This window comes from Streptomyces sp. NPDC101225, from assembly GCF_044767585.1.
Classification (GTDB): Bacteria; Actinomycetota; Actinomycetes; order Streptomycetales; family Streptomycetaceae; genus Streptomyces.
In genome coordinates this window covers 72230-95688 of sequence record NZ_JBIWOE010000019.1, presented here as the reverse complement: position 1 = coordinate 95688, position 23459 = coordinate 72230, and the positions used below count along the sequence as shown (strand labels likewise).

At 68.7% G+C, this 23459-nt stretch carries 20 protein-coding genes; 5 read left to right on the top strand and 15 right to left on the bottom strand.

What is annotated here, in order from left to right; all coding sequences use genetic code 11:
• Positions 1–31 precede the first annotated feature (31 nt).
• Both ACIRPX_RS25375 and ACIRPX_RS25370 read left to right on the top strand, forming a co-directional pair.
• Positions 32–1792, top strand: a complete 1761-nt coding sequence (locus ACIRPX_RS25375) for a serine/threonine-protein kinase (RefSeq protein ID WP_404198779.1) — start codon at positions 32–34, stop codon at positions 1790–1792.
• Positions 1793–2079: 287 nt separating this feature from the next.
• On the top strand, positions 2080–6555 hold the full coding sequence (locus ACIRPX_RS25370; RefSeq protein WP_404198777.1) for an FtsK/SpoIIIE domain-containing protein: 4476 nt from the start codon (positions 2080–2082) through the stop codon (positions 6553–6555).
• A gap of 185 nt (positions 6556–6740) precedes the next feature.
• On the opposite strand, the gene ACIRPX_RS25365 is transcribed toward ACIRPX_RS25370, so the two are convergent.
• Positions 6741–7001 (bottom strand): WXG100 family type VII secretion target, encoded by a 261-nt coding sequence (locus tag ACIRPX_RS25365; protein WP_404198775.1) that lies wholly within the window; start codon positions 6999–7001, stop codon positions 6741–6743.
• A 206-nt stretch (positions 7002–7207) separates the two neighbouring features.
• Between ACIRPX_RS25365 and ACIRPX_RS25360 the strand changes: the two genes are divergently transcribed.
• A complete protein-coding gene (locus tag ACIRPX_RS25360) occupies positions 7208–7468 on the top strand; it encodes a hypothetical protein (RefSeq protein ID WP_404198772.1) in 261 nt (86 codons plus the stop codon).
• Positions 7469–7507: 39 nt separating this feature from the next.
• Complete coding sequence (locus tag ACIRPX_RS25355) at positions 7508–8353, top strand: hypothetical protein (protein ID WP_404198770.1); 846 nt, start codon at positions 7508–7510, stop codon at positions 8351–8353.
• 72 nt (positions 8354–8425) lie between these two features.
• On the opposite strand, the gene ACIRPX_RS25350 is transcribed toward ACIRPX_RS25355, so the two are convergent.
• A complete protein-coding gene (locus ACIRPX_RS25350; protein WP_404198767.1) occupies positions 8426–9880 on the bottom strand; it encodes a PE-PGRS family protein in 1455 nt (484 codons plus the stop codon).
• 376 nt (positions 9881–10256) lie between these two features.
• Between ACIRPX_RS25350 and ACIRPX_RS25345 the strand changes: the two genes are divergently transcribed.
• Complete coding sequence (locus tag ACIRPX_RS25345) at positions 10257–10967, top strand: hypothetical protein (protein ID WP_404198764.1); 711 nt, start codon at positions 10257–10259, stop codon at positions 10965–10967.
• 319 nt (positions 10968–11286) lie between these two features.
• Here the strand turns inward: ACIRPX_RS25345 and ACIRPX_RS25340 are convergent, their stop codons facing one another.
• The 13 genes from ACIRPX_RS25340 to ACIRPX_RS25280 form a co-directional block, all read right to left on the bottom strand.
• Entirely contained in the window at positions 11287–12717 is a 1431-nt protein-coding gene (locus tag ACIRPX_RS25340; RefSeq protein WP_404198762.1) for a PE-PGRS family protein, read from the bottom strand.
• Positions 12718–12869: 152 nt separating this feature from the next.
• On the bottom strand, positions 12870–13565 hold the full coding sequence (locus ACIRPX_RS25335; protein WP_404198759.1) for a hypothetical protein: 696 nt from the start codon (positions 13563–13565) through the stop codon (positions 12870–12872).
• Positions 13566–13639: 74 nt separating this feature from the next.
• The gene (locus ACIRPX_RS25330) at positions 13640–13816 is read right to left on the bottom strand and encodes a hypothetical protein (RefSeq protein WP_404198757.1); all 177 of its coding nucleotides are present in this window, start codon (positions 13814–13816) and stop codon (positions 13640–13642) included.
• Positions 13813–14829, bottom strand: coding sequence for a hypothetical protein (locus ACIRPX_RS25325; RefSeq protein WP_404198754.1), 1017 nt, complete (start codon positions 14827–14829; stop codon positions 13813–13815). Before ACIRPX_RS25325 ends, ACIRPX_RS25330 begins: the two co-directional genes overlap by 4 nt.
• Before the next feature lie 11 nt (positions 14830–14840).
• Positions 14841–15494 (bottom strand): hypothetical protein, encoded by a 654-nt coding sequence (locus ACIRPX_RS25320; protein WP_404198752.1) that lies wholly within the window; start codon positions 15492–15494, stop codon positions 14841–14843.
• Positions 15495–15674: 180 nt separating this feature from the next.
• Positions 15675–16481 carry a hypothetical protein gene (locus ACIRPX_RS25315; protein ID WP_404198749.1) on the bottom strand — a complete coding sequence of 269 codons (807 nt, stop codon included), beginning with the start codon at positions 16479–16481 and terminating at the stop codon, positions 15675–15677.
• Positions 16462–16788, bottom strand: a complete 327-nt coding sequence (locus ACIRPX_RS25310) for a hypothetical protein (protein WP_404198746.1) — start codon at positions 16786–16788, stop codon at positions 16462–16464. The genes ACIRPX_RS25315 and ACIRPX_RS25310 overlap by 20 nt, the downstream gene beginning before the upstream one ends.
• A 31-nt stretch (positions 16789–16819) precedes the next feature.
• The gene (locus ACIRPX_RS25305; RefSeq protein ID WP_404198743.1) at positions 16820–18316 is read right to left on the bottom strand and encodes a C2 family cysteine protease; all 1497 of its coding nucleotides are present in this window, start codon (positions 18314–18316) and stop codon (positions 16820–16822) included.
• Positions 18316–18672 (bottom strand): hypothetical protein, encoded by a 357-nt coding sequence (locus ACIRPX_RS25300; protein WP_404198741.1) that lies wholly within the window; start codon positions 18670–18672, stop codon positions 18316–18318. Before ACIRPX_RS25300 ends, ACIRPX_RS25305 begins: the two co-directional genes overlap by 1 nt.
• Positions 18673–19016: 344 nt before the next feature.
• Positions 19017–19601 (bottom strand): hypothetical protein, encoded by a 585-nt coding sequence (locus ACIRPX_RS25295; protein WP_404198738.1) that lies wholly within the window; start codon positions 19599–19601, stop codon positions 19017–19019.
• 27 nt (positions 19602–19628) lie between these two features.
• Positions 19629–20945: a PE-PGRS family protein gene (locus tag ACIRPX_RS25290; protein ID WP_404198735.1), complete on the bottom strand. Its 1317-nt coding sequence runs from the start codon at positions 20943–20945 to the stop codon at positions 19629–19631.
• A 111-nt stretch (positions 20946–21056) separates the two neighbouring features.
• A complete protein-coding gene (locus ACIRPX_RS25285; RefSeq protein ID WP_404199009.1) occupies positions 21057–22136 on the bottom strand; it encodes a hypothetical protein in 1080 nt (359 codons plus the stop codon).
• The gene (locus ACIRPX_RS25280) at positions 22133–22804 is read right to left on the bottom strand and encodes a hypothetical protein (RefSeq protein ID WP_404198733.1); all 672 of its coding nucleotides are present in this window, start codon (positions 22802–22804) and stop codon (positions 22133–22135) included. Before ACIRPX_RS25280 ends, ACIRPX_RS25285 begins: the two co-directional genes overlap by 4 nt.
• Between the last annotated feature and the right edge of the window lie 655 nt (positions 22805–23459).

Sequence of the window (23459 nt, the reverse complement as noted above, 5' to 3'; positions counted from 1 at the left end):
TTTTCTCGTGGTACGGGGGAGGGGTGACGCCATGCAGCCACTGGGAGCCGACGAGCCCACGGTCGTGGGGCCCTACCGGCTGCTCGGCCGGCTGGGCTCGGGCGGCATGGGCCGTGTCTATCTGGGGCGCAGCGCCGGGGGCCGTACGGTCGCGGTCAAGATCGTGCATCCGCACTTCGCCCTCGACGAGGAGTTCCGCGCCCGCTTCCGCCGCGAGGTCGAGGCGGCGCGGAGGGTCGGCGGCGCCTGGACGGCCCCGGTCCTGGACGCCGACCCGGAGGCCGCCGTGCCCTGGGTCGCCACCGGGTACGCCGCGGGCCCGTCCCTCGCGACGGCGGTCACCGACCGCGGCCCGCTGCCGGCTCATTCCGTACGGGTCCTGGGCGCGGGCCTGGCCGAAGCGCTGGCGGCGGTGCACGAACTGGGCCTGGTCCACCGGGACGTGAAGCCCTCCAACGTCCTCCTCACCCTCGACGGCCCGCTCCTGATCGACTTCGGGATCGCCCGCGCCACGGACGGCACGGCCTCCCTGACCTCCACCGGCGTCTCCATCGGCTCGCCCGGCTACATGGCTCCCGAGCAGATCCTCGGCAAGGGCGCCACCGGGGCGGCCGACGTCTTCTCGCTGGGCGCGGTGCTGGCGTACGCGGCGACGGGCGAGCCGCCGTTCCCGGGCGACTCCTCGGCCGCGCTGCTCTACAAGGTCGTCCACGAGGAGCCCGAACTGGGCCTGCTGGCGGGCGAGTTGCGCGAGGTGGTGCAGGCGTGCCTGGTCAAGGAGCCGAGCGCGCGCCCGGCCCCCGCCGACCTGGCGCACCGGCTCGCCCCCGAGAGCGCCGCCCGGCTGGTGGCCGCCGGCTGGCTGCCGGGCGCGCTGGTGGAGCAGGTCAGCCGCAGCGCCGTACAGCTGCTCAATCTGGAGGCGGCGTCCGGGGCGGAGGCGGAGTCGGGGCCGGTCGCTTTCAGCAGCCTCTCGGTCGCCGACGCGGCGCCCTCCGACGTGGTGACGTCCGGGGACGTGACATCCGGCGGGGAGGGGGCCGGGCGGCGGACGGCCGGGGCGTTCGGTCCGGCGCCGGTCATGCCGTCCGCTCCGGCCGCGTCCCCGATTCCCGAGCCGCGCGACGCGCCACCGGGCAGGCTCGCCGTCTCCGTGGCCGCCTCGTCCGCGCCGGGCGAAGGGGGCCGCGGACGACGGCTGAGCTGCACGGTGGCGCTGGCGGTCGCGGGCGCGCTCGCGGCCGTGACGGTGGGCTCGGCGTTCCTGTTCGACCTGCTGCCCGGCGGCGGGAGCGGCGGCAAGGACACCAGCGCGGGCGGCGGGCACTCGGCGAGCGTGACGCCGAGCACGGGCACCGGGCCGAGCACGGGCGCGAGTGCGGAGCCGAGCCCGACCGGCGGGCCGAGCACCAGCCCGAAGCCCACCGGCGGCGGGGCCTCCGCCGTCCCCGCCTCCTACCTCGGCACCTGGGAGGGCCAGGCCCTCGCCCTCGACGGCACCCTGCCCGTCGGCACCTTCCGGCTCACCGTCCACGAGGCCGACGTGGGCGAGGAGTTGGGCCGCCTGCGGCAGACCGACCAGCTCGGCGGTGTCTGCGACGACATCCTCACCGTCAAGTCGGTCACCGCGCAGCAGATCGTCGCCACCTCGGTCGGCGCCGGGTCCAACCACAGCGGCTGCAACCCGACACCCCACACGGTGCGGTTGTCGCACGTCGGCGACGACCTGAAGTACGTGTCGGACAGTGAGGCGGAGGGCCGTCCCACGGCCCGGATGTCGAAGACCGCCTGAACGGCCTCGCAGAGCCGAAGCGCTGCTTCGCACCGCCGCCCCTCCGACGGCCGCCCCTCCGACGGCCGACCCGCCGACCCGCCGACCACCGACCCTCCGACCGCCTCACCGTCGAAGCGCCGACCGCCGCACCGCCGTTGCCGCGGTCAGCCACCACGGCCGGTGCCCGGCGCCGGTGCCCCGGGGTCCGGTGCCCGGGCGGTCGAGCACGGAGGCGGCCACTGCCATAGTCTCCGTTGGCTGATGTAACGCACGTGGCCCCTGAGGCCGACGGGAGGATGACCACCATGCGGATGCTGGTCACGGTCGTGCAGGAAGGCGGTGAACCGCACGACGTTGTGATCGCAACGGACGAGACGGCCACCGCCGGCGATGTCGCGGAGGCGCTCGGGGCGGCTCCCGGGCACTCCGCGCAACAAGCCGGCCAGGGCACGGGGAACGTGGTGCAGCTGCCCGGCACCGTCGCCGTACCCGGCTACGGCACGGCGCCGCCCCGGACGCCGTCGCTGTGGGCCGACGGTCTGTACTGCGATCCGGCGGCACCGGCCGCCAGCGTGCTGCGCGACGGCATGCGCGTCACCGTGGACGACTCGATAGGCCCGCTGCTGCGCAAGGGCGAGCCGGTCGGGCAGTACGAGCTGAGGGTCGCCGCGGGGCCCGCGGCCGGCCGCGTGGTCCGGCTGGGGGTGGGCGCGGCGACCGTGGGATCGGCACCGACCTGCACACTGCCCGTGTCCGACCCGTCGCTGCCGCAGGTCGGGCTCCGGGTGACCATCGACATGCAGGGGGCCACCCGGCTCAGCCCCGAGGGCGGCACCGAGGTGCTGCTCGACGACGAGGCCGTCGAGGCGGGCACGGACTGGCCGCTCGGCGGCGCCGTACGGGTCGGGGACTCGCTCCTCGTCCTCGACCGGGTGGTCGAGCCGGACGCGCACCTCTCCCTGATGAGCGAGGGCGGCCTCGCCTACAACCGCCCTCCCCGGCTGTCCCCCCTCAGGCCCCGGCGGCGCCTCGTGGTGCCGGTGCCGCCGAGCAAGGGCGAGAGGGCCAGGTTCCAGGTCCTGATGGCGGTCATGCCGCTGTTCTTCGGCGTCGGCATGTACTTCGTCACCCAGCAGATCTACATGCTGGCGTTCTGCCTGATGAGCCCGCTGATGATGCTGGGCCAGTGGATCAGCGAGAACCGCGAGGGCAAGAAGAAGGACAAGACCTCGCTGAAGCAGTACAAGAAGGACCTCGCGGCGTACGAGGCCGAACGCGCCGTCCTCGGCAAGGAGGAGCAGCGCGGCCGTCGCCAGGACGCCCCCGACCCGGCCGAGATCCTGCTCTTCGCCACCGGGCCGCGCCGGCGCCTGTGGGAGCGCCGCCTCACCGACCCGGACGCCATGATGCTCAGGATCGGCGTCGGCGGGCTGGAGTCCGACGTCGAACTCGCCCTGGCACGCGGTGGCACGGGGAGCGAGGACCTCCCGGATCCCCCGATCCTGCCCGACGTCCCGGTCACCCTGCCCTTCGCGCGGCTCGGCGTCGTCGGCGTCGCCGGTGACCGCCCGCGCGCGATGGCCACCGCCCGCTGGATCGGCGTCCAGGCCGCCGTGCTGCACAGCCCCCGCGACCTGTCGATCGTGTCGTTGTCCGCCACGCAGGCGGCCGGCGCCGAGTGGAACTGGGCGCACTGGCTGCCGCACACCGACCCCGACCAGGGCCAGGACTGTGTGGCGCTGGTGGGCTTCGACTCCGAGAGCATCACCCGCCGGGTCAGCGAGCTGCTGAACGAGCTCGCCCGCCGCAAGGCCGCCCGCGAGCAGCAGAACGCGATGGGCCAGCTCTACCCGGACCCCAACATCCTGCTCGTCCTCGACGGGGCACGCCTGCTGCGCCGGGTGCCCGGCGTACCCCAACTCCTCACCGAGGGACCGCAGTACGGCATCATCGCGCTCTGCATCGACGAGGACGAGCGTCTGCTCCCGGAGGAGTGCAAGGCTGTCGTCGCCTGGTCCCCGGACGCCGCCCACCACGTCCGGGTACGCGGCTACGGCATGGAGGGCGTCGGCGACATCCTGGCCGATCAGGTCACCCCGGAGTGGTGCGAGCTGCTCGCCCGGTCCCTGGCGCCGGTGCGGGACGTCAGCCGCGACGACGCCGACGCGGCGCTTCCCGCCTCGGCCCGGCTGCTGAACCTGCTGAACATGCCGAACCCGGCCGGCCCGGACGTGGAGCGGATCTGGCAGGCGGGGGGCTCCACGACCTCGGCCCCGATCGGTGTCGCGGCCGACGGCCCCTTCGTCCTCGACATCCGCAGGGACGGCCCGCACGCGCTGGTGGCGGGCACGACGGGCGCCGGCAAGTCGGAGCTGCTGCAGACGATCATCGCCTCCCTCGCGGTGGCGAACCGTCCGGACGCACTGAACTACGTCCTCATCGACTACAAGGGCGGCAGCGCGTTCATGGACTGCGCCCGGCTGCCCCACACGGTCGGCATGGTCAGCGACCTCGACGCCCATCTGACCGAGCGGGCCCTGGCCTCGCTCGCGGCCGAACTGCACCGGCGCGAGCGGATCCTGTTCGACGCCGCGGCCAAGGACATCGAGGACTACAACGACACCCGCAAGCTCCGCCCCGAGCTGGAGCCCATGCCCCGACTGGTGCTGGTGATCGACGAGTTCGCGTCCCTGGTCGCCGAACTCCCCGACTTCATCGCGGGTCTGGTCGACATCGCCCGCCGGGGCCGCTCCCTGGGGGTGCACCTGGTCCTGGCCACGCAGCGGCCGGCCGGCGTGGTGAGCGCGGACATCCGGGCGAACACGAACCTCAGGATCGCGCTGCGCGTGACCGACGCCTCCGAGTCGCAGGACGTCATCGACGCACCCGACTCGGGCGCGATCGCCAAGTCGACGCCCGGCCGCATGTACGTCCGCTCCGGTGCCCAGTCCCTCGTGGGCGTGCAGTCGGCACGCATCGGTGGCCGCCGCCCGGCAACGGGACAGACAGGCCCGAAGGCGACCCTGCTGCCGCTGCCCTGGAACGCCTACAGCCGCCCGCTTCCCCGGCAGAGCCAGGCCGATGACGACGGCACCATGGTCACCGACCTGGCGGTCCTGGTCGACGCCGTCCGCGACGGCGCGACGCGCATGGGCTTCGGCGAGCAGCGCAGCCCGTGGCTGCCGCCGCTGGCACAGACGGTGACGCTGGCGGAACTGGAGGCCTACGGGCCCGCCGCGCCGACGGCGCTCCCCGATGCCGACGTGGCGCCGGTCCCGTACGGCCTCATCGACCTGCCGGCCCAGCAGAGCCGCAGGCCGCTCGCTCTCGACGTCGTCCACGGCGAGCACACCCTGCTGCTCGGCGGGGCCCGCTCCGGCCGCTCGACGGCCCTGCGCACCCTGGCCGGTTCGCTGGCCCGCGCCACGTCCCCGCACGACGTGCACGTCTATGCCGTCGACTGCGGCTCGAACGCCCTTCTTCCGCTGATGCGGGTGCCGCACGTGGGCGCCGTGGTCACCCGCGACGAACCCGACCGCGTACGGCGGCTGATCGACCGCCTGCTCGCGGAGATCGCCCGGCGCCAGCGGCTGCTCGCCATGGAGGGCGCCTCCAGCGCGGCCGAACAGCGCGCGGCGGCGGCGCCGGAGGACCGGCTGCCGTGGATGGTGCTCCTCCTGGACAGCTGGGAGGGCTTCGCCTCCACCTTCGAGAACTACAACTACGGTCAGCTGCTCGAAGCGGTCCAGCGAATGTTCCGTGAAGGTTCCGCGGTGGGCCTGAAGGTGGTCATGACCGCCGACCGCAGTGGTCTGAGCGGTCATGTCTCGTCCGCGTTCGCGGACCGGCTCGTCCTGCGGTTCGCCGACTCGAACGACTACGCCACGGCCGGGCTCCAGCCCCGCGAGGTGCCGAAGGACATGCCGCCGGGCCGGGCGCTGCGGATCACCGACACGGGCGTGAACGAGACCCAGATCGGCCTGCTGGCCGAGGACCCGGCGGGGCAGGCGCAGGTGCGCGCGCTGCGCGAGATCGCGGAAGAGGCGCGGGCGCGCCACGCCGGTATGCCGGCGGGCCGTCGTCCTCTGCGGGTGGACGCGCTGCCGGCCCGCATCACGGCGTCGGAGGCCATGGCCCTGGACCCCGACTTCGCCGCGTCGTCCCCTCTCTGGGCGTTGATCGGCGTCGGCGGCGACGAACTCCGCCCCATCGGCGTCGACCTGGAGGAGAACGGCCCCGGCTTCGTCGTCGCGGGCCCGCCGAAGTCCGGCCGGTCCACGCTGCTGCTGGCCGCGACGGAATCCCTGCTGCGCTCCGGGACTCCGGTGGTGCTGGTCACCCCGCGTCGCTCGCCGCTGCGCGATCTGGCGGGCAGGGACGGCGTGCTCGGCGTGCTGAACGCCGACAGCCGTGAGGACGATCTGGAGGAGCTGACCGCCAAGGCACCGAACGGCTCCTACGTCGTGGTCGCCGACGATGCCGAACTCCTCTACGACACCAGCCTCGACGAGGCTCTGGAGGCGGTCGTGCGCAAGGGCGCCGACGGCGGCATCGGGCTGATCGCGGCCGGCACCACGGACAGCCTGTCGGGGCAGTACCGGGGCTTCGCCGTCGAGGCCCGCAAGTCCCGCAACGGCCTTCTGCTGACGCCCCAGAGCCCGTCGGACGGGGAACTGTTCGGCGTCCGCCTGCCCGCGAACAGCGGTGGCGGCCCGGTGGGCAGCGGCCTGTTCGTGGCGGGTGGCTCGTTCATGCCGGTCCAGGCGGTCATGAACGGCTGAGCCCCGGCGACCGTCCCCGCGAACCACGAACCGCGGCCCCGCTCCGGTGAGCGGGGCCGCGGCACGGACTCCTCGGAAGGGTGTCCGCGCGGGAGGCCGGAAACGCCGCCGGGGCGCACGACGCAGACCGTGTGTCTCGTCCGTGCGCCCCGGCGGGCGGTGTCATCCGCGCGGATCGCCTGGGATCAGGTGGCGCGCTCGATGTTGTCGGCGCTCGTGCTCGCCGACTTGCTGGCCTCGTTCAGGGTGTCGACCCACTTCGAGAACGTCGGCTTGACGTCGTGCCAGTCGTGGCGGAAGCGGTCGGCCTTCGGGCCCTTCCAGAAGCCTTCGCTGTGGCTCGTCTTGCCGTCCAGGTCCTTGATCAGAACCTGCAGGTCGTGAGCCTTGTGAGCGAAGAGCTTGGACAGCTCCCGGAGTTGCTGGAGATCTGCACCGCGATCCATGGCGATCCTCCCCGTAGTGATCGAAGGCAAGCGGACTACCCGTTTGCAACAGTGGACGCTACAGCACCGGGCGCAGTCGCCGTCCAGCGCCGCCGCAGATCTGATCGTCCGGTGAACAAACGGTGGTCATCCGGCCCAGGGGGGCAGGTAAACGGCGAACCACGCGTCGGTATGCTGAGCCTCTTGAGACAGCGGGGGAGGCTGCTATGGCAAATCCTGACATTCAGGAACTCAACCATCGTGCAGGCCAGTTGAGGTCGCTGGCCGACCACATCGACGGACTCGTCGACGCTGCCAAGAAGCACAGCACGGTCTCGATGAAGTCCTGGTCCGGACCGAACGCGGACCACGTGCGCGGCAAGCTGAAGAGCTGGCACACGACGTGCGGCACGGTCGCCCAGGCACTGCGTGACGAGGCGCACCAGTGCACCGAGGAAGCCAAGGACCTGCAGAACCAGAAGAAGTGAGCCGGCGCCCACGCCGCCTCGCAGGAGGAGCCCACACCAGTGCCTTCGTACGACAGCTCCCGAGCCCGTTTCCGCCTGGCCGACCGCCACATCGCCGTGTTCGCCCATCTCCTGGACGGCGAGACACCACCCGAGGAGCTGTGGGACTCGCTGGTCGAACTCCAGCGCATCGGACTGGTCGGAGAAGAGGGCGAACTGGCCCCGATCCTCAGGGGGCTGCTCGGCAGCCTGGCCGCTCCCCTGGCCTTGGTGACGGTGGAGATCACGGGGGAGCACGGGACGATCAACCACGGCGTCATCGTCGGCCAGGAAGCGATGATCGCCCATGAGGGCTGGCCCGGCGAGGAGGAGTCCGAGTACACGCCCATCGCCCCGCACAGTCTGGTCTGGGAGTTGGCCCGCATGGTCAACCTGCAGGCCGACGACGAGGCGGACTCCGACGTCTCCCGCATCGAGACGACGATGGGTGCTCTCGACGCGGCACTCTCCGTTCTGGACCAAGGAGAGGGCGACGAGGCCGCGACCCGGGACCTCATTCGCAAGGCGCTGACGGAAGCTGGCACGCCCAAGGAGCCGGAGCTGGGCGAGTTCACCGAGCTTGTGATGGCCCTGAACGCGACATGGCGCGTCACCACCGCCTGGGACGGCAAACACGACGGTGAGCGGGCCGCGATGGTGCGGGCCCTGGCGGTGTGGGACTGCGGACCGCGCGGCTACTGGGTCAGGGAGAAGCCCGAAGAGCCCATTGTGGACGGGCAGGTTGGCCCCGAGAGCGCGCTGTGCCTGGTACGCACGCGGAACGGCGAGATCTGGGAGAAGATCACGGACCTTCTCCCGGACAAGGAGGATCTGATCGGTGATGAGGATGACCCCGCCGACGCGTGAAGCGCCGACGGGAGAAGGGGCACCGCGGGCGGGTGATGCCGCGGTGCCTCGCTCAGCGCCTGTACTACGAAGTCAAAACCAGTTCCCTGGGTTGAGTGCATGGCCGACCTTCTTGGCCGTGCCGATCGGGTCGGTCACGACTTCCTTGGCCGCGTCGCCGACCGCGTCCACCGCCTTGACCCCGCCCTCCTTGATGCCGTCCCAGTGTTGGACGACCTTGGCGCCCAGGTAGACGGCACCGAACACCACCGTGGCGCCGATCGTGATGGGGTTGGGTGCGACGGTGGCCGCGGTCAGGGAGGCATTGAATCCGGTTTCGGCGATGTCCGCGACATAGGAAGCTCCCTTTTCCCTGGTGGAGAAATTCCCGTTGTCCCACGGCCAGCCGTCGTGGTAGACCGTGTTGGCGCTGATGGCGGTCGAGGCGATACCGCCCAGTACACCGACACCCCGGAAGGCGCCGGCCACCTTGCCCGTGGCGGTCAGGCCCCTGAGCACCGCTGCTCCCCGGCCCAGTCCCTGGATTCCGCGCGCGTCGACGTAGGCGTTGCCGGCGACCTTGAGGAGATTGGCGCTGGCGGCCCTGGCGGCGACGCCCGCGTGCGTGGTCCCTCCGAACAGGGCCGCCAACTCGTTGTTTCCTCCGATGAATCGGACGATGGAGTTCGGCCCCATGTTCATGAATCTGGAACCGGCCAGCCTGTTCCACCCTCTGGTGCTGGCCCAGTTCTGTGCCGTTGACATGCCGGGGAGGCGTCCCAACTGCTGGAAGGTCCGGCTTCGGTAGAGGAAATTGGCCATTTTCGTGGGAAGCCACGAGCCGGGCGCACTCAGGGACTTGAGCTCTGGATACCAATCTCTTACGTTCCTGCCCCAACGGACCAGGTTTCGGTTGCCGCTTCTCCGTACGAGGTTGTACACGCTGTCCTGGATGGGTTGAGTCCATCCGCCGGCACGCCACGCTGTGCGGATGCGATTGCCCACCAGCACCCTCGTCATTGTCGTCGCAACGAGGCTGGTCTGCACGGCCGTTCCGGTGAATCCTTTGTACTCTCTGACGGCCCCGACGAACGCCTCGACGGTCTTCTCGTGTGGTTGAAGGCCGGGAATTTTCGTCAACGCGGTCACTTCAAGGCGTTCGATCCACGCATCGATCGACTCGTCCTCGCCTCGATGCAGTGACTTGGCCGCCGGATCGTCGCTTGCGGCCACCGAATTGGCCAGCAGGAGGTGGTCCGGTGAGAGTGCCTGCCCCTTGTACTTCTGAATTTCCTCGGCACTGAAACCGGCCCAGCGTAGGCCCGCCTCCGGGTCACCGCTCTCCAGCCGAGCGATCCCCGCACGTTCACGAAGATCCGGTGCGGTATCGGTGACCCAGCTCCGCAGAGGCTTGAGCGCCGCCAACCTGCCCGATACATTCAGGCGGGAGGCTCTGGTGAAGGCCTCGTCGAGCTTGTCCTGGACACCGCCTCGTCCCTGCAGGAGTTTGGCGAGCTGTTCCAGGTCGTCCGGATTGACGGTCCGCACGTTCGGTCCCCCTCAAGGTCTTCGGTGCTGTCGGCCCCGAGATCGTCGCGTTCTCGTCCTTGGCGCTCGCCGTTGCGATCTCCGCCCGCCTCTCACGTGGCGAAGCATCGTCACCTGGACTCAGCAGGCCGTCGGCGACGCTTGTCACGAAGCGGCTCGTGGCCAGGTGAATGCCGCGCTCGCCCACCGTCGCCCGTGACCACAGACGGTTCTCCCGCCGACCTCGACACACCCGCTTGACTTTACCTTTGCGCATCGTCGGTCATGGAGTCCGCGGTCCGCAGGCACTCTGGCCTCGGCGACCGCCCCTGGGACACCGTCACCATCCCGCCGATAGGCTTTGACCGTTCCATTACGGAAGCGGCCGAGGGAGTCGATGCTGGTGTTCGGTAGGCGGAAGGCGCAAGAACAGGAACCCCCTGTACCCGCCGTCGACTGGAGGGACGTTCGCCGCTTCACCATCGGAAGGACCGAGCGGTCGATCGTGCACGGAAAGAAGCCGCAACTCGGGCGACTTGGGGTGCGGGTTCCTCGCATCGGGAAGGAAGTTCACACCTATGCGCCTTGTGCCTACTTCCGCACCGACTTGCCCTCGAATCCGGTGGACGAGCCCACGCTCTACGAGGACGTGACCGCTCAGCGGATTCTGTGTGCTGTCGATGGTCCCGTGGATGTGGGCAAGGAGGTGCACCGCAGTGTTCGGGACGGTGAAGGGCGCATCATCGGCACGATCCGCCGCATTCCCTCCAAGAACAGAATGGTCAACCACACCTGGCGTCTGGACCAGCCGGGCCATCCGGAGGTCGCAGGCCACAGCAAGTGGTCCCTCGCCAACAATGGTCCCAAAGGGCTGGCGCTGCGCGGTCTCGAGTCGACTCTCAACGGGGTTCTCGAGATCGCGGCGGGCGGCGACAACCGCGCATCAGAGGGACGCACCCTCGAATGGAAAGCCGAGGACGATTTGGTGATGGTGTCCAAGGGGATTCCCGGCATCGAATGCAGTATTGATGTGTCCATCAAGGTGGGGTGGCTCGACCGGCGTCTGGCTTTTGCCATAGCCATGGTCCCGGATTTTCCCACCCCATAGGTCGGCCGCGGCCTTGTCGAGTCGCAGCGCACCGAGGTGACGGCGGGGTGGCCGTTGGGCGTGAGGCGTGACGGCGTAGACGCTCTCGCGGGTCTCGTGTGCGCCGGCGGGCGTGCGGCGGCGGTGGCCGCGGCGGGCCGGCCGAGCTTGGAGGAAGGCGGTTCCGCAGGCTTGGAGCGAGCGGGACTCCCGTCTTCCCCAACCGGAGGCGCAGGCGGAGGCGGCGTACTGGACGGGAATGTCCCGCCAAGGAGCCACGAGCCGGCTGCAAGCGGCCGGCTGGTTGATTCTGATCACGACAACGCCCCTTGGCGCAGCGTCAAAACCAGTTCCCTGGGTTGAGTGCATGGCCGACCTTCTTGGCCGTGCCGATCGGGTTGGTCACGACTTCCTTGGCCGCGTTGCCGACCGCGTCCACCGCCTTGCCCGCACCCTTCTTGATGCCGTCCCAGTGCTGAACGACCTTGGCCCCCACGTAAACCGCTCCGAAGCCCACGGCGAGGCCGATCGTGACCGGGTTGGGTGCGATCATCGCCGCGGTCATGGAGGCGTTGAAGCCGGCCTCGGCCACGTCCGCGACGTAGCCGGCGCCGTTGCGCTGGAAGGCCTTGACCGGGTTGCCCTGCGCGACGACGTTCGCGGTGCTGAACACCGTGGCCGCCGCGCTTCCGGCGATGCCCGCCCCGCGCAGCACACCGGCCACCTTGCCGGCGCCGGCCAGTCCCTTCCCCAGTGAGGCCGTGCGGCTGAATCCGAGGCCCCGGGCCTTCGAGTAGATGTTGCCCGACACCTCGAAGAGGCTCGCGTTGCCGGCGCGCGAGACCGCCTGTCCCGAGTGGGTGAGACCTCCGTACCGTGCGGCGAGGGAGTCGGACCCGACGATGAAGTTGATGGCCTTGTTCGCCGAAACGCCCTTCCAGATGGGGGATCTCATGAACTTCAGCCCACGGATGGCGTCGTAGCCCTTGCCGGTCCACTCGGCGACCTTGCTCTTGGTGCCGGGGACCGACTGGGCCCACTGACTCAGCTTGCTCGGGAACCAGCTGCCGGGTGCCCCGAGCGAGCGGATCTTCGGCGTGTACTTGATGAGCTTCGTTCCCGACCAGCGCAGCAGATCGTTGTCCGACCCACGGAGCGTGACGCCGATACGGGTCTTCCAGGTGCGCAGCAGGCCCTTCTTGAACGAGTTCCCGACCAGGATCTTGGTCAGCGCCGCGCCCTGGATGGTGACGGTGGCCGTGGTCCCCTTGACCGACTGCCAGTCGCCGTACAGGTCGATCACGCTCATGATCGTCGCCGCGTGCGGCTTGAGCCCCGGGATCTGTTCCAGGGCATGTGTCTTGATCCGCGAGATCCAGTCGTTCAGGGACTCGTTGGACTTCCGCTTGAAGACGTCGGCGTCCGGATCGTCGCTGGCGGCAACGGAGTTGGCGAGAAGGATCTCGTCGGGTGTGAGCCCCTCGCCCTGGTGGTCCTTGAGGTACTTGTCGATGTCCTTGGCGCTGAACCCGGCCCAGAGCACGCCGGCCTCCGGGTCTCCGCTCTCCAGCCGGGCGATCGTCGCACGCTTGCGCAGGTCCGGGGCGGTGTCGGTGACCCAGCTCCGCAGCGGCTTGAGAGAGGTCAGCTTGCTGGAGACACCCAGACGCGAGGCTCGGGTGAAAGCCTCGTCGACCTTGTCCTGGACACCGCCCCGCCCGTCCAGCAGCTTGGCGAGCTGTTCCAGGTCATCCGGGTTTACGGTCCTCACGCTCTTGCCCCCTCAAAAGTGCGGACCCTGCATGCACCACCGTTCCGGCGCGCCCGTGGCCGATTCGAATCGACGCAGGAACATCATCGTACGCACGCGTACCACGCGGCACCGCGAACGGACGTGCTCAGCCCGGGTGTTCCACGGGACCCTTACTCGTCGCCCACGAGCGCGAAGGCGAACGCCAGCCGCCGGTCGAGCCAGGTCGACTCGATCTTGACCTGCTTGCTGCCCTCCGAGGTCATGACCACGCTGTCCCCGGCCCGCCACTCCAGCGACCGCGCCTTGCTGTTCGACCCGTCGTCGGTACCCGCGCTGAACAGGCTGTCCACCGCCTCGAAGGTGGCACGGATGGCCACGCGCGCGGCGACCTGGCCGGCGCTTCCGCTCGCCCACTCGTTGCGCCCGACGATCTCCGGCTGACCGGGCTGGTCGATGCGCCAGGTGTGCTTGAAGGGGCGCTTGGGCGGCACACGGCGAAGGGTTCCGACGAGCTCACCGCGGGCGTCGCGCACGACGTGATGGCGTTCGCCGTCCACCTCCCGGGGCTCCTCGACGTAGCAGAGCAGGCGCTGGGCGTCGGCGTCCTCGTAGAGCGTGAGTTCGGGACGCGACGGAAGGTTCGCGACGGACGACGATCCGAGGAACGCGCAGGGGGCGAGAACCGGCCGGTCCTTGCTGCCCCGCGGTACGCGGACGGCGGGCTTGCCCCACACCGACCGAGGCCGCTTGGGGGACTTGGGCCGCTCGACGGAACCCACGACGAACCTGAACACCGTCTCCCAGGGGACGGGCTCCACCGGCGCTTCTTCCGCTGCCTTCGCCCTGTTGTTCCTGCCGAACGCCACTTCCGCCTCCATCGCCACACGCCGCGCCGGACAGCATGACTCTACCCACGCGCGATTCCGGCTTCCCCGGAACGTCAGAAGGACGCTTCGCCGACGATGCCGATGCCGATGCCGATGCCGATGCCGATGCCGATGCCGATGGCCATGGCGAGCGCGACGCAGTGCGCGCCGAAGCCGGCGGTGTGTGTCTTGGTGTCGACGCAGGAGACGCTGACCGGCGGTCGGCGGACGGGCTGATGGAGGACCCTCACCGGTTGATGGACTGGATTTCCTGGACGGTGATGTTCTGGGTGGAGCCGAAGGTGCCGTCGGGCAGGGGGTGTTGTCCTGGGGTGCCGGTGCCGGTCCAGTGGATTTTCCAGGTGATGGTGGCTTTGAGGGGGTAGGTGGTGGTGCCGGAGGAGTGGAGGTAGGTGAGGCCGCAGGGTGGGGTCTGGTTGGCGTGGCCTGGGGTGTAGGGCGTGCCGATGTGGTTGTGGTGGATGGGGCAGGTGCCGGAGGCGGGGTAGGTGTGGGCGTCGGGGGTGCCGGGGTCGATGGTGAGGGAGACGGGTTGGGCGGTGGTGGTGGCGGAGATGCCGAGGGCGGGGACGGAGGCGGTGACGGAGACGGGTGTGAAGGTGGTGTGGTCGAGCCAGGCCCAGGTGGGCAGGTTGACTTTGGTGGTGTTGGCGGGGGCGAGGGTCACGGTGGTGGCGGGGACGCGGATTTTGTTGTAGGCGAGTTGGGCGAGGATCTGTGGGGTGACGGCGTTTTTGGCGTCGGCGGGGGGTGGGTCGCCTTTGTCGACCCAGAAGATGGGTTTGGTGCAGGTGTCCCAGCCGGGTGGGAAGGTTTCGTTGGCGTAGGAGTCCCACCAGTAGCCTTGGCCGGTTTTGGCTTGGTTGAAGTCTTTGTAGGTGCCGGGTTCCTCGCCGCCGTTCTGGTAGGTGTTGCGTTGTTCGAGGTCCCATTGGGATCCGGTGGATTCGGCGTTCCAGATCGGTTCGAGGTATGCCTTGAGGGTGGCGGGTGTGTAGGTGGGGGGGTACCAGCAGGCGGGCGGGGTCCAGGAGGTGGTGGGGGTGACGGGGCCGGCGGAGGGGCCGGTGCCGTTCTTGGAACGGTCGAAGACAATCGCTCCTGCGGATGCGGAGATTTCGTCGCCCGTCCGGTCGCCGTTCGTCTGCGTCTCGGAACTCGTGCCCTTGCCTCCAGGTTCAAAATCCGCCCAAGCAACGGGACAGGACGTCGCGAGGGCGCCCACGACGACGACCGCGCACACCAAGAGCCTCTTTACGGCTGGCACTTGATGGCCCCCCTGTTGGAAATGATCTGAGACGTCTGCCAGACCCCGTCGGAGTTCTTGTCCAGCCTGGTGTTGTAAAGGACGTAGCTGTTCTTGGTGACCGGAGTCTTGTCGATCTTGTTGGTCTTCTTGTCCTTACTGAAACCCTCGCTCTCGTCGGCGCAGAACGAGAGGGTGGCCGACGTCTTACTCGTCAGCGTCACGTTGCGGTCGTAGTAGCGGGCCACCCCGGTGAGCGTGGCTCCGGCCTTCTTGAACTCGGCGACCCAGGACAATGCGGCCTCGAGCGCCTTGCCTGTGTTGTAGTAGGCAATTGCATGGCCCTTGGGGTCCGTGCCGGTGATGGCGGCGTCCACCGCCCGCATGCGTTCGGCGTTGTCAGCCAATACGGCGTCCTTCACCGGATCTCCAGTCTTCCCGCCCTCAAAGACCAGGTTCAGGTCGGAGGGCAGTTCGATCTCCGGTCGGCCGGCGCTTCCGGCGGTCGAAGCGCTGGGCGAAGCAGGCGTTTGGCTTCCCGTGTCGGCTCCCGCGATCTTGTCGTTGTCCTTGCTGCTGTCGTCCCCGCTCCCGCAGGCCGTCAGGAGCAGGGCTGCGGTCGCGGCCAGCGCGGTGGCGGCGGGCAATGTGCGGCGCTTCACAGTGGTGGACTCCCCGTGAGACTGAAGTTGGTCAAGGGCATGAACGCTATCGGTGGGGTTCCCGGTTTCGCCAGTGCGAACTTCCCTGCGAACCTGGGCCGTTGCGGGCGCGAGAAGTCTCCCGGCGTGTGATCTGTGTCCCGAGCACGGTCAAACCGGCGTCGAGGGCGCGGGAGTGGGTTACGTCCCCCGCGTACTCGTCCGTTGCATTCGTACGGCGCCCTCCGACAGGCCCGTCACCTTGAACAGCACGCCCGCGAACTCGACCGTGTCACCGGCCCGGACGTCCTTGTACGCGGCCACGGGGATCGCCGCGCAGTTCGCGCCGAAGCCCGCCGTGTGCGTCGTGGTGTCGACGTAGGAGACGGTGATCGACAGACCGGTGGGGAAGGTCTGTACCCCACCGTTGCGCCGCAGGGTCAGCGTGGCTCCGTTCACCGGGAACCCCTTCGAAGCCGCCGCCAGGACGGACGGGTTGCTGGAGAAGCAGAGATCGTCGTCCGCCGCGCCGCCCTTCGGCGTCAGGGTCTCGGGGGCCGCTGTCGCCGCCGCCCTGTCCCCGGCGTCCCGCGGCTCCAGGACGACCCGGTAGGAGCAGATCTGGCCGACCGTGTAGACGTGACCGGAGACGGTGATCCGCTGCCCGGCCTGGACGGTCTGCTGCTTCTGGCCGTCCGCGTAGCCCGCGCCGTCGCGCAGGGTCGCCGTACGGGTCGTACCGTCGGCGGTCGCGGCGTCGTACTGGACGCCTCCGCCGCCCGGCAGCCGGTACCCGCCGCCGCGCAGCACGTGCAGCCCGCCCGGCGTGGCCTCGCCCACGCACTCCGGACCCTTGTCCCGCGCCGCCGCCCGCGGGGTGGCGGGCGTGGTCGTCGGGTCGCCGCCGCCGGTCCCGCCGGACGACGCACCGCAGCCGGTCAGGGACATCAGGGCCACCAGGGCCGTCACGGTCCCCGCGATCCCGTGCTTACTCGCCGGCCTGAGCACCGGTCTCCTCCTCGTTGCTGTCGGCCACGCGCTCCAGCGTGATGTGGGTGCGGTACGCGACCTCGGTGACCCGCCACGCGTCACCGGTGACCTCGACGACGTCGCCCGGTGCCAGGTCGTCGTACTCGGCGACCGGCCTGCCCTCGCAGCCGATCTGGATGCGGGCGTGCACCGACGGCTCCTTGAAGACGGCCACCAGGACGTGGTGGGCGCGACCGTCGTGCCGGACGTCGTAGGGAACGTGGTGGCGGAGCACCCAGCGGCCGTCGAACTCGAAGGGGTACTTCACCTGCGGACGCTCGGACACTTCACTCACCTGTGCGGGAACTCGGCGGACCTCAGGGGGCATCGAACGCCTCGGCTCCCCCGAAGTACTTGTTGAACTGCTCCTGCGACACCGTAATCGGCGGATACCCCGACGAACCCCAGGGGTTGCCGAGAACGACCTTGCCGTCGGCGGTGAAGCCGCGGACGTAGTACGCGTGGTTGGTGCAGTAGGTGTTGCCCCACTCCTTGGGATGGTCCTTGTCCAGCTTCTCGTCGTCCGGCGTGGACACGGTGACGACCTTTCCGGAGTCGAAGGCCTTCTTCAGCCCCTCCAGGCTCTTGTCCTCGTGCTCACCGATGCCCAGGAAGCCGCCGGTGGTGAGGTCGTCGCCCTTCGCGCCCGTGAGATACGGCGCGGACTTCTTGGGGTCGTCGCCCTCGATGCCGCCGTAGCCGCGCTCGCCGTCCCCGTCGTCCGAGTAGACCGTCGCGAAGGCCTTCTCGTAGTACGCCGGCCAGGACTCGCCGTTGCCGTAGGTGGTGATGGGGGTGCCGTTGCTGTCGGTCGGCAGATCCGCGGTCATGGTGACCCACTGGTAGTGGCCGTCCTTGTCCCAGACGCGGACGCTGACCGTGCCGTTGGGGTTCTGCCTGATGCCTTCCTGGATGAACGCGGGGTCCTTCTGGGCCAGGCCGGCCAGCGAGGCGACGTACCAGCAGTCCCCGAACTGACGCTGGTTGACGTCGTCCGCCGAGACGCCGTCGACGAACAGCGGGTCGGTGGGGGTCTCCCAGTGGATGCCGTTGTTGGTCTGGCCGTTCTGGTTGTTCCCGCCCTTCTCCCATGCGTCGGTGTTGGTGACGTCCGGTTGCATGCCGGGGAAGGCCGCCTGGAACTTGCCGAAGTTCTCCGGGCTGATCTCGGACAGCATCCGGCCGAGCGTCTGACGGCGCCTGTCCTCGGGCAGGCCGTTCTCGTCGAACGGATTCCAGCCGGAGTCGTCGGTGCAGCTGACCAGTTGGTTGTAGAACGCGAGGTCCTTGGGAGATGCCTTCGACACGAGCGCGTCCATCTCGGCGGCCGTCAGCCCGTCGAGTTCACCGGAGATCTTCTCCAGGTCGTCACGGTTGCCGTTGGTCCCGAAGTCCTTGCCCTGCAGCTCCTGGAGGTGACGCAGCGCGTCGTCGACCTTCTGCGGATTCGCCGGATCCTCGTCGAGGAAGACGCTGGAGTCGCTGACGGGATAACCCCGCTCCGCCAACTCCCGTGCGCCCTCCAGCTGTTCGATACGACGCCGCATGGACGACTGCATGTCCCCGAGCTCTCCGCCCAGGGAACCCGGCAGCCGGCCGCGGCCCCCGAAGATCGCCGGCATCGGGACGACGTCACCGACCAGGTCCTGGAGATCCGGATCGCGCGAGGCGTTCTGACCGGCCGGCAGGTTCTGCTGGGCGCTGGTCAGGACGGTCGCGAGCTGGGTGTGCAGGCGTCCGGAGTGCCCGGCGAGAGTGTCGAGGTCCTTGGCGAGCGTCCTGAGCCGGCCGGCGTCGAACCCCCTGAAGGCCATCAGTGGCCGCCCGTTCCGGCCTTGGCCTTGTCCTTCTCCTTGGCCTGCCGGTCCAGTTCGTCGGCCTGCCCCTCCCACCGGCCGGCATCGGCGAGCAGCGACCGCGCCATGCTGTTCAGCGTGGCCTGCCTCTTCTGCAGCGTCGCCGTGCACCGGTCGGCGAAGGGGCCCTGCCAGATCGCGCCCTCGTCACCACCGGTACGAAAGGCGGCCGCGCGCGGAGCGGCCTTCCGCACCACGTCGTCGAGATACGGCCCGAGCCGCCGCGCTATGGACCGAGCCTCCCGCGCGCACCCCCGCAGTCTCTCCGCCCGCTTCCTCAACTCGTCGGCGCCCTCGCCGTCCTTGGCCGCCATGTGCGGTCCTCTCCCCGTTGCGTGCTGCCGCGCCGTGCGTCGATGTACGACTTGATCCACGACGTGATCTACGACGTCGGTGGTGAAGCATACGAGGGGGGCGGAGGGGGCGCGACGCGCACCGGGAATCTCCTCGACGGTCACGGGGGTGTCACACGGATGGGCGCTTTGGCGGTGCTGCCTGCATCGTTCTGTGGAGGGCGGGGTCGGAATCGGAAGCCGTCAGGCTCGTCCCGACCGCGTGGGCGGGATTCTGAGGCCGTACGCGGTGCCGCCGGTCGTTCGGCCGGGAAGCCGCCAGGCCTGGTTGACCCGGCAGACGCCGATACCTGCGACGAACATGTCTATTCCGCGGACGGTTCATTCGACCGCGGGTTGAGGAGTCTGTTCAGGGCCCCGGATACGGCTCCAGACGTGGTCAACTCCAATGTGTCGACCTCTTCGAGGAGAATTGCCAATGCGAGGTCCACGGCATCCGCTTCCCCAGTCACGACACCGTGGCTGCTGGGTCCCTTACTTTTGTTGTTCCTTCTGCGGGTGATGGAGATCAGGACTCCACTGCGAGCAAGTTTCCCTCCCCTTTCGAGCTTGGCCGCAACGTACTCGTAGGATCGTTCCCGGTATGTGAGTCGCAGGGCGCGTGATGTGTTCCGGATGCCTTTGATGTTGAAGTCCAATTGGACGGGATCGCCGTCGATGGTGAGCCGGGCGTTCCTGATCGTGGGCCTGCCCGGGCCGAGCGTCCGGTATGAGACCGCCGGCATCTTCTCGCCGTGCAGAAGCACTTGCAGTTGCCGGCTTCCTGTCTTGACCGACGACTTTTTGCGCGTCGCTTCGACGGTTACTTCGCCGAACGTTCCCACGAGCCCCTTACGGCCGTGTCGTTCCTTGTTGTAGTAGGGCTTCAGCTCGAATGAATACTCTGCCACGATGCACCTTCGCCGGGGGCTTGTGACTCAAAACCAGTTGATTGGGTTGGCCGCCTTGGCGACGCCTTTGGCGCCTTCAGTGAGAATTTTTCCGGCCGTCGACGCCTTGTCATCGACCCAGTGGGCAGCCTTTCCTGCGCCCGCCTTGATGTCGTCCCAGTGCTCGACGACCTTTGCGCCACCGTAGACCAGCCCGGTACCCACAGCCAGCCCAATAGTGACCGGGTTTGGAGCGACCATTGCCGCAGTCAGGGACGCGTTGAATCCCACCTCTGCGACATCTGCTACGTATCCGGCACCCTTCTTCTTGAAAGCCTCACGAGGATTCCCTTGAGCCCAGACGTTGGCGACGCTAACACCCGTGGCCAGCAGGCTTGTGCCGATGCCGGCGTAGCGGATGAAGCCTCCCGTCCTGGCCGCTGCTCCGATTCCCTTGAGGAAGGGGGAGGCGGTCTTTCCCACGGCGATCACGGCAGGCCGAGCGTTATTGAGCTTCTGCAGATATGAGGCCGAACGGTACACCTTCAGGAGGCTGGCTTGACCTGCGCGGCTGACCAGCGCTCCGGAGTGGGTCGCTCCGCCGTACCGGATGGCCATGGCATCAGATCCGACAAGGAAGTCGATGCCCTGGGTCACCGTGGCCGAACGCATTAGCGGCAGCGTGCGGAACCCGTCCCAGACCTGACCGAGCAGGGCTGCCCGTCGCGACGCGGTGAAGGGGATTCTGCTGGCGTTCTGGTAGTGCGTGCTCCTGGCGAAGACGTTGCCCAGTTGGCCAGGGAGCCAGCTGCCCGGGGCGCTGAGGGAGCGCAGCCCGCCGACCGGGATCCTGCGCAGACCCCTGGCGACCCAAGTGCGAGCGCCACCGCCACGTTCCCACCAGGTGGAGTCGACAGCCGTGCGGAGCAAGCCGTTGTACCAGGAGTTCTTGAGCATGACGTTCGTCATGCTCGTGCCCGTTAACACGGTGGTGCCGCCGACCTTGATGACACCTGTGACGTCACTGACGTCGTTGAGGAACTCTTCGATGTCCTCTTCCCGGATTCCTTTGAGGCCGGGCGCCTTGGCCAGGTAATGCGCCTCGATGCGTGCCAACCAGTCACTGTATGTCTCCCGGTCACCACGCTCGAAAAGCTGATCCTCTCTGGCCACTGCTGCGCGCCTGCGAAGATCAGGTGCCGTCTCCGTGGCCCAGGTCCGGATTGGCCTGATACGACACAACTTGTGGGACACGCCAAGAGCGGATGCCCGGGCAAATGCTTCATCCAGCTTGTCGACGAGTCCGCCTCTGCCATCGATGAGCCGGGAGAGCTGATCCAGATCGTCGGGATTGACGATTCGCATGTGTTCTCCGTTCCTGCTTTGCGGCAGAGCACCAGTGCACAGGCATGTATCAGCCGACCGGTTGCCTCGGGGTGGCCCGCGGGCTCTGCGTCCGTAGGCCGCCCAAGGTGATCAACGGTTGATGGCTTGGATCTCCTGGACCCGGATGTCCTGAGTGGTGCCGAAAGTGCCGTTCGGCATGTCGTCACCCGTGCCGCCGCTTCCGGTCCACGTGACCTGCCAGGTGATGGTCGCCTTGAGCTTGAACGTGCCGTTGCCGGAGGAGCGCAGGTACCTGAGGCCGCAGGGTGGGGTCTGGTTCGCCTTGCCCGGGGCGTAGGGCTCGCCGATGGACTTGTCGGCGTTGATGGCGCAGTCGCCGGAGGCCGGGTAGGTCGCGGCGTCGCTCGTGCCCGGCTCCAGCTTGAGGGACACCGGTGTGGCGGTGGTCGTGGCCTGGATGTTGAAGCCGGGGACGTTGATGGCCGCCGTGGCCTTGACCTCGTTGAAGACGGCCTTGTCGAGCCATGCCCAGGTCGGCAGATTCACCTTGGTGACGGCCTTGGGGGCGAGGGTGACCTCGGTGCCGGGCAGTTCGATGTGCTGGTAGGCGAGGGCAGCGAGTATCTGCGGGGTGATGGCCTCTTCGTACTGGGGCGGCGGGGCCTCGCCGTTGTCGACCCAGAAGGGGAGGTCGTTGCACGAGCTGCGCTTCAGGATGTCGGGCTCGCTGGGATTTTCGACGGCGGCCCAGAACATCCCCTCGCCGTCCTTCTCGACGCTGTAGTCCTTGTAGCCGGGGGTGTCGGTCCAGCCGTACCCGTTCTCGTAGTGGCGCTGCAGCTGACCGAGCGCCGCGCCCGCGGTACCGCCCATACCGGGCGTGCTCAGCTGGCCGTCGATGTTCTTGGACATCTTCTTCTTGAAGTCCTTGGCGCCGAGGTACGGGGCGTACCAGCAAGGCGGCGGCGTCCAGTTGACGTCGGAGGACGTCATGTTGCCGGTGCCGCCGTTCTTGGCCACGGCCCCGGAGTACTGGATTTTGGCGGCGGCGTAGATGCCGGTGTCGTCGCTTCCGCCCGACTCGTCTTGACTGGCTCCCTTGTCCGAACCCACCGGCTTTGCGGCGTAAGCGGATTCCGTGAAAACCAGGCCGCTGAGGGTCAGCGTCAGTGCTGTAGCACTGAGCAGCCGGCGCCGCGATGCCTTCACCGGCACTTCGCCGCCTTCGTCTCGACGAACACCTTCGATGCCTGCCACAAGCTCGTACCCGTAGGGACCTTGACCATGATGATCTTGTAGTAGTCGAAGTCCGCGATGCTGGGCTTGGTCTTGAGCAGCTTGTTGGTCTTGATTTCCTTGCCGTAGAACTTGCCCGAGTCCGCACAGAACGCCACCTCTACGGACGTGCCGTTCGTCGCGGACCGTGTGGTGGCGTCGTAGTGACGCAGTGTTCCGGTGGCGGTCCAGCCACCCTTGATCCAAGCGTCGATCTGAGTGTTCGCGTAGTTGAGTCCCTCGCCTGTGGCATACGTGGTGACGGCGGCATCCTTGGTCGTTCGCTCGTCGATGCCCCGGTAGATGGCACGGAAGAAGTTGGCCGCGTCGGCGAGCGCGGCCGCCTCGTTCTTGTCCGTCGGCTTCTTCCAGTCGAAGACCAGGTTCATGTCCTTGGGCAGGGACACGTCCACGCCGTCCGGCTTGTCCTCCGCCGGCGCCGCCGACGGCTGTGCCGACCCCTTCGGCGTCCCCGAGCCCTGGTCGGCTCCGGCGATCTTGTCGTTGCTGCTGGACTTGTCGTCCCCGCTCCCGCAGGCCGTCAGGAGCAGGGCTGCGGTCGCGGCCAGCGCGGTGGCGGCGGGCAGAGTGCGGCGCTTCACAGTGGTGGACTCCCCGTGAGACTGAAGTTCGTCAAGAGCATGAACGCTATCGGTGGGGTTCCCGGTTTCGCCAGCGCGAACTTCCCTGCGAACCTGGGCAATAGCGAACGTATGGGGGTTCTCTAAAGGTGCGGTATATGTCCATAGCCGGATGAATCGTGCTCGAACTGGCGGTGTTGTCAGACGTGTTCGCGTCCGCGCGGACGTCTGCAACGACATCGAGCGTGGCGCCCGTACCGGTACCGGTCGGCGTGTGCGTTGCAGGTGTGGCGAGGGGGGAAGGGTGCGTGGTGTCGTGCGCGGCGGTGCGGAGGTCGGCGGCGGACGGTGACTGCGGTGGCTGCACCTCGTGCCGGGCCGCGAATGGCGGGGAGGATGGCCGGTTCGTTCCGCCCCCCGCGGCACCGTTCGTGAGTGAATCGTGCAGGCATCATGGTCGCGGCGTGTGGGGCGCCCCGCTCCAGGTTGCTTCCCGCCCCCGGGGCGGATTCGCTTCCGCACAGCAGGCCAGGCGCTGCGGCCAGGCTCGTAACGGCGATACAGAGCCGTCGAGTTGCAGATGAACAATGCGGGGTGAGGTGCGGCTCATGGGTCAGGACGCGCCTTGAGGGGCCTATGTGCGGCTGATACGGTGCCATGGCTTGACACTCGCCCC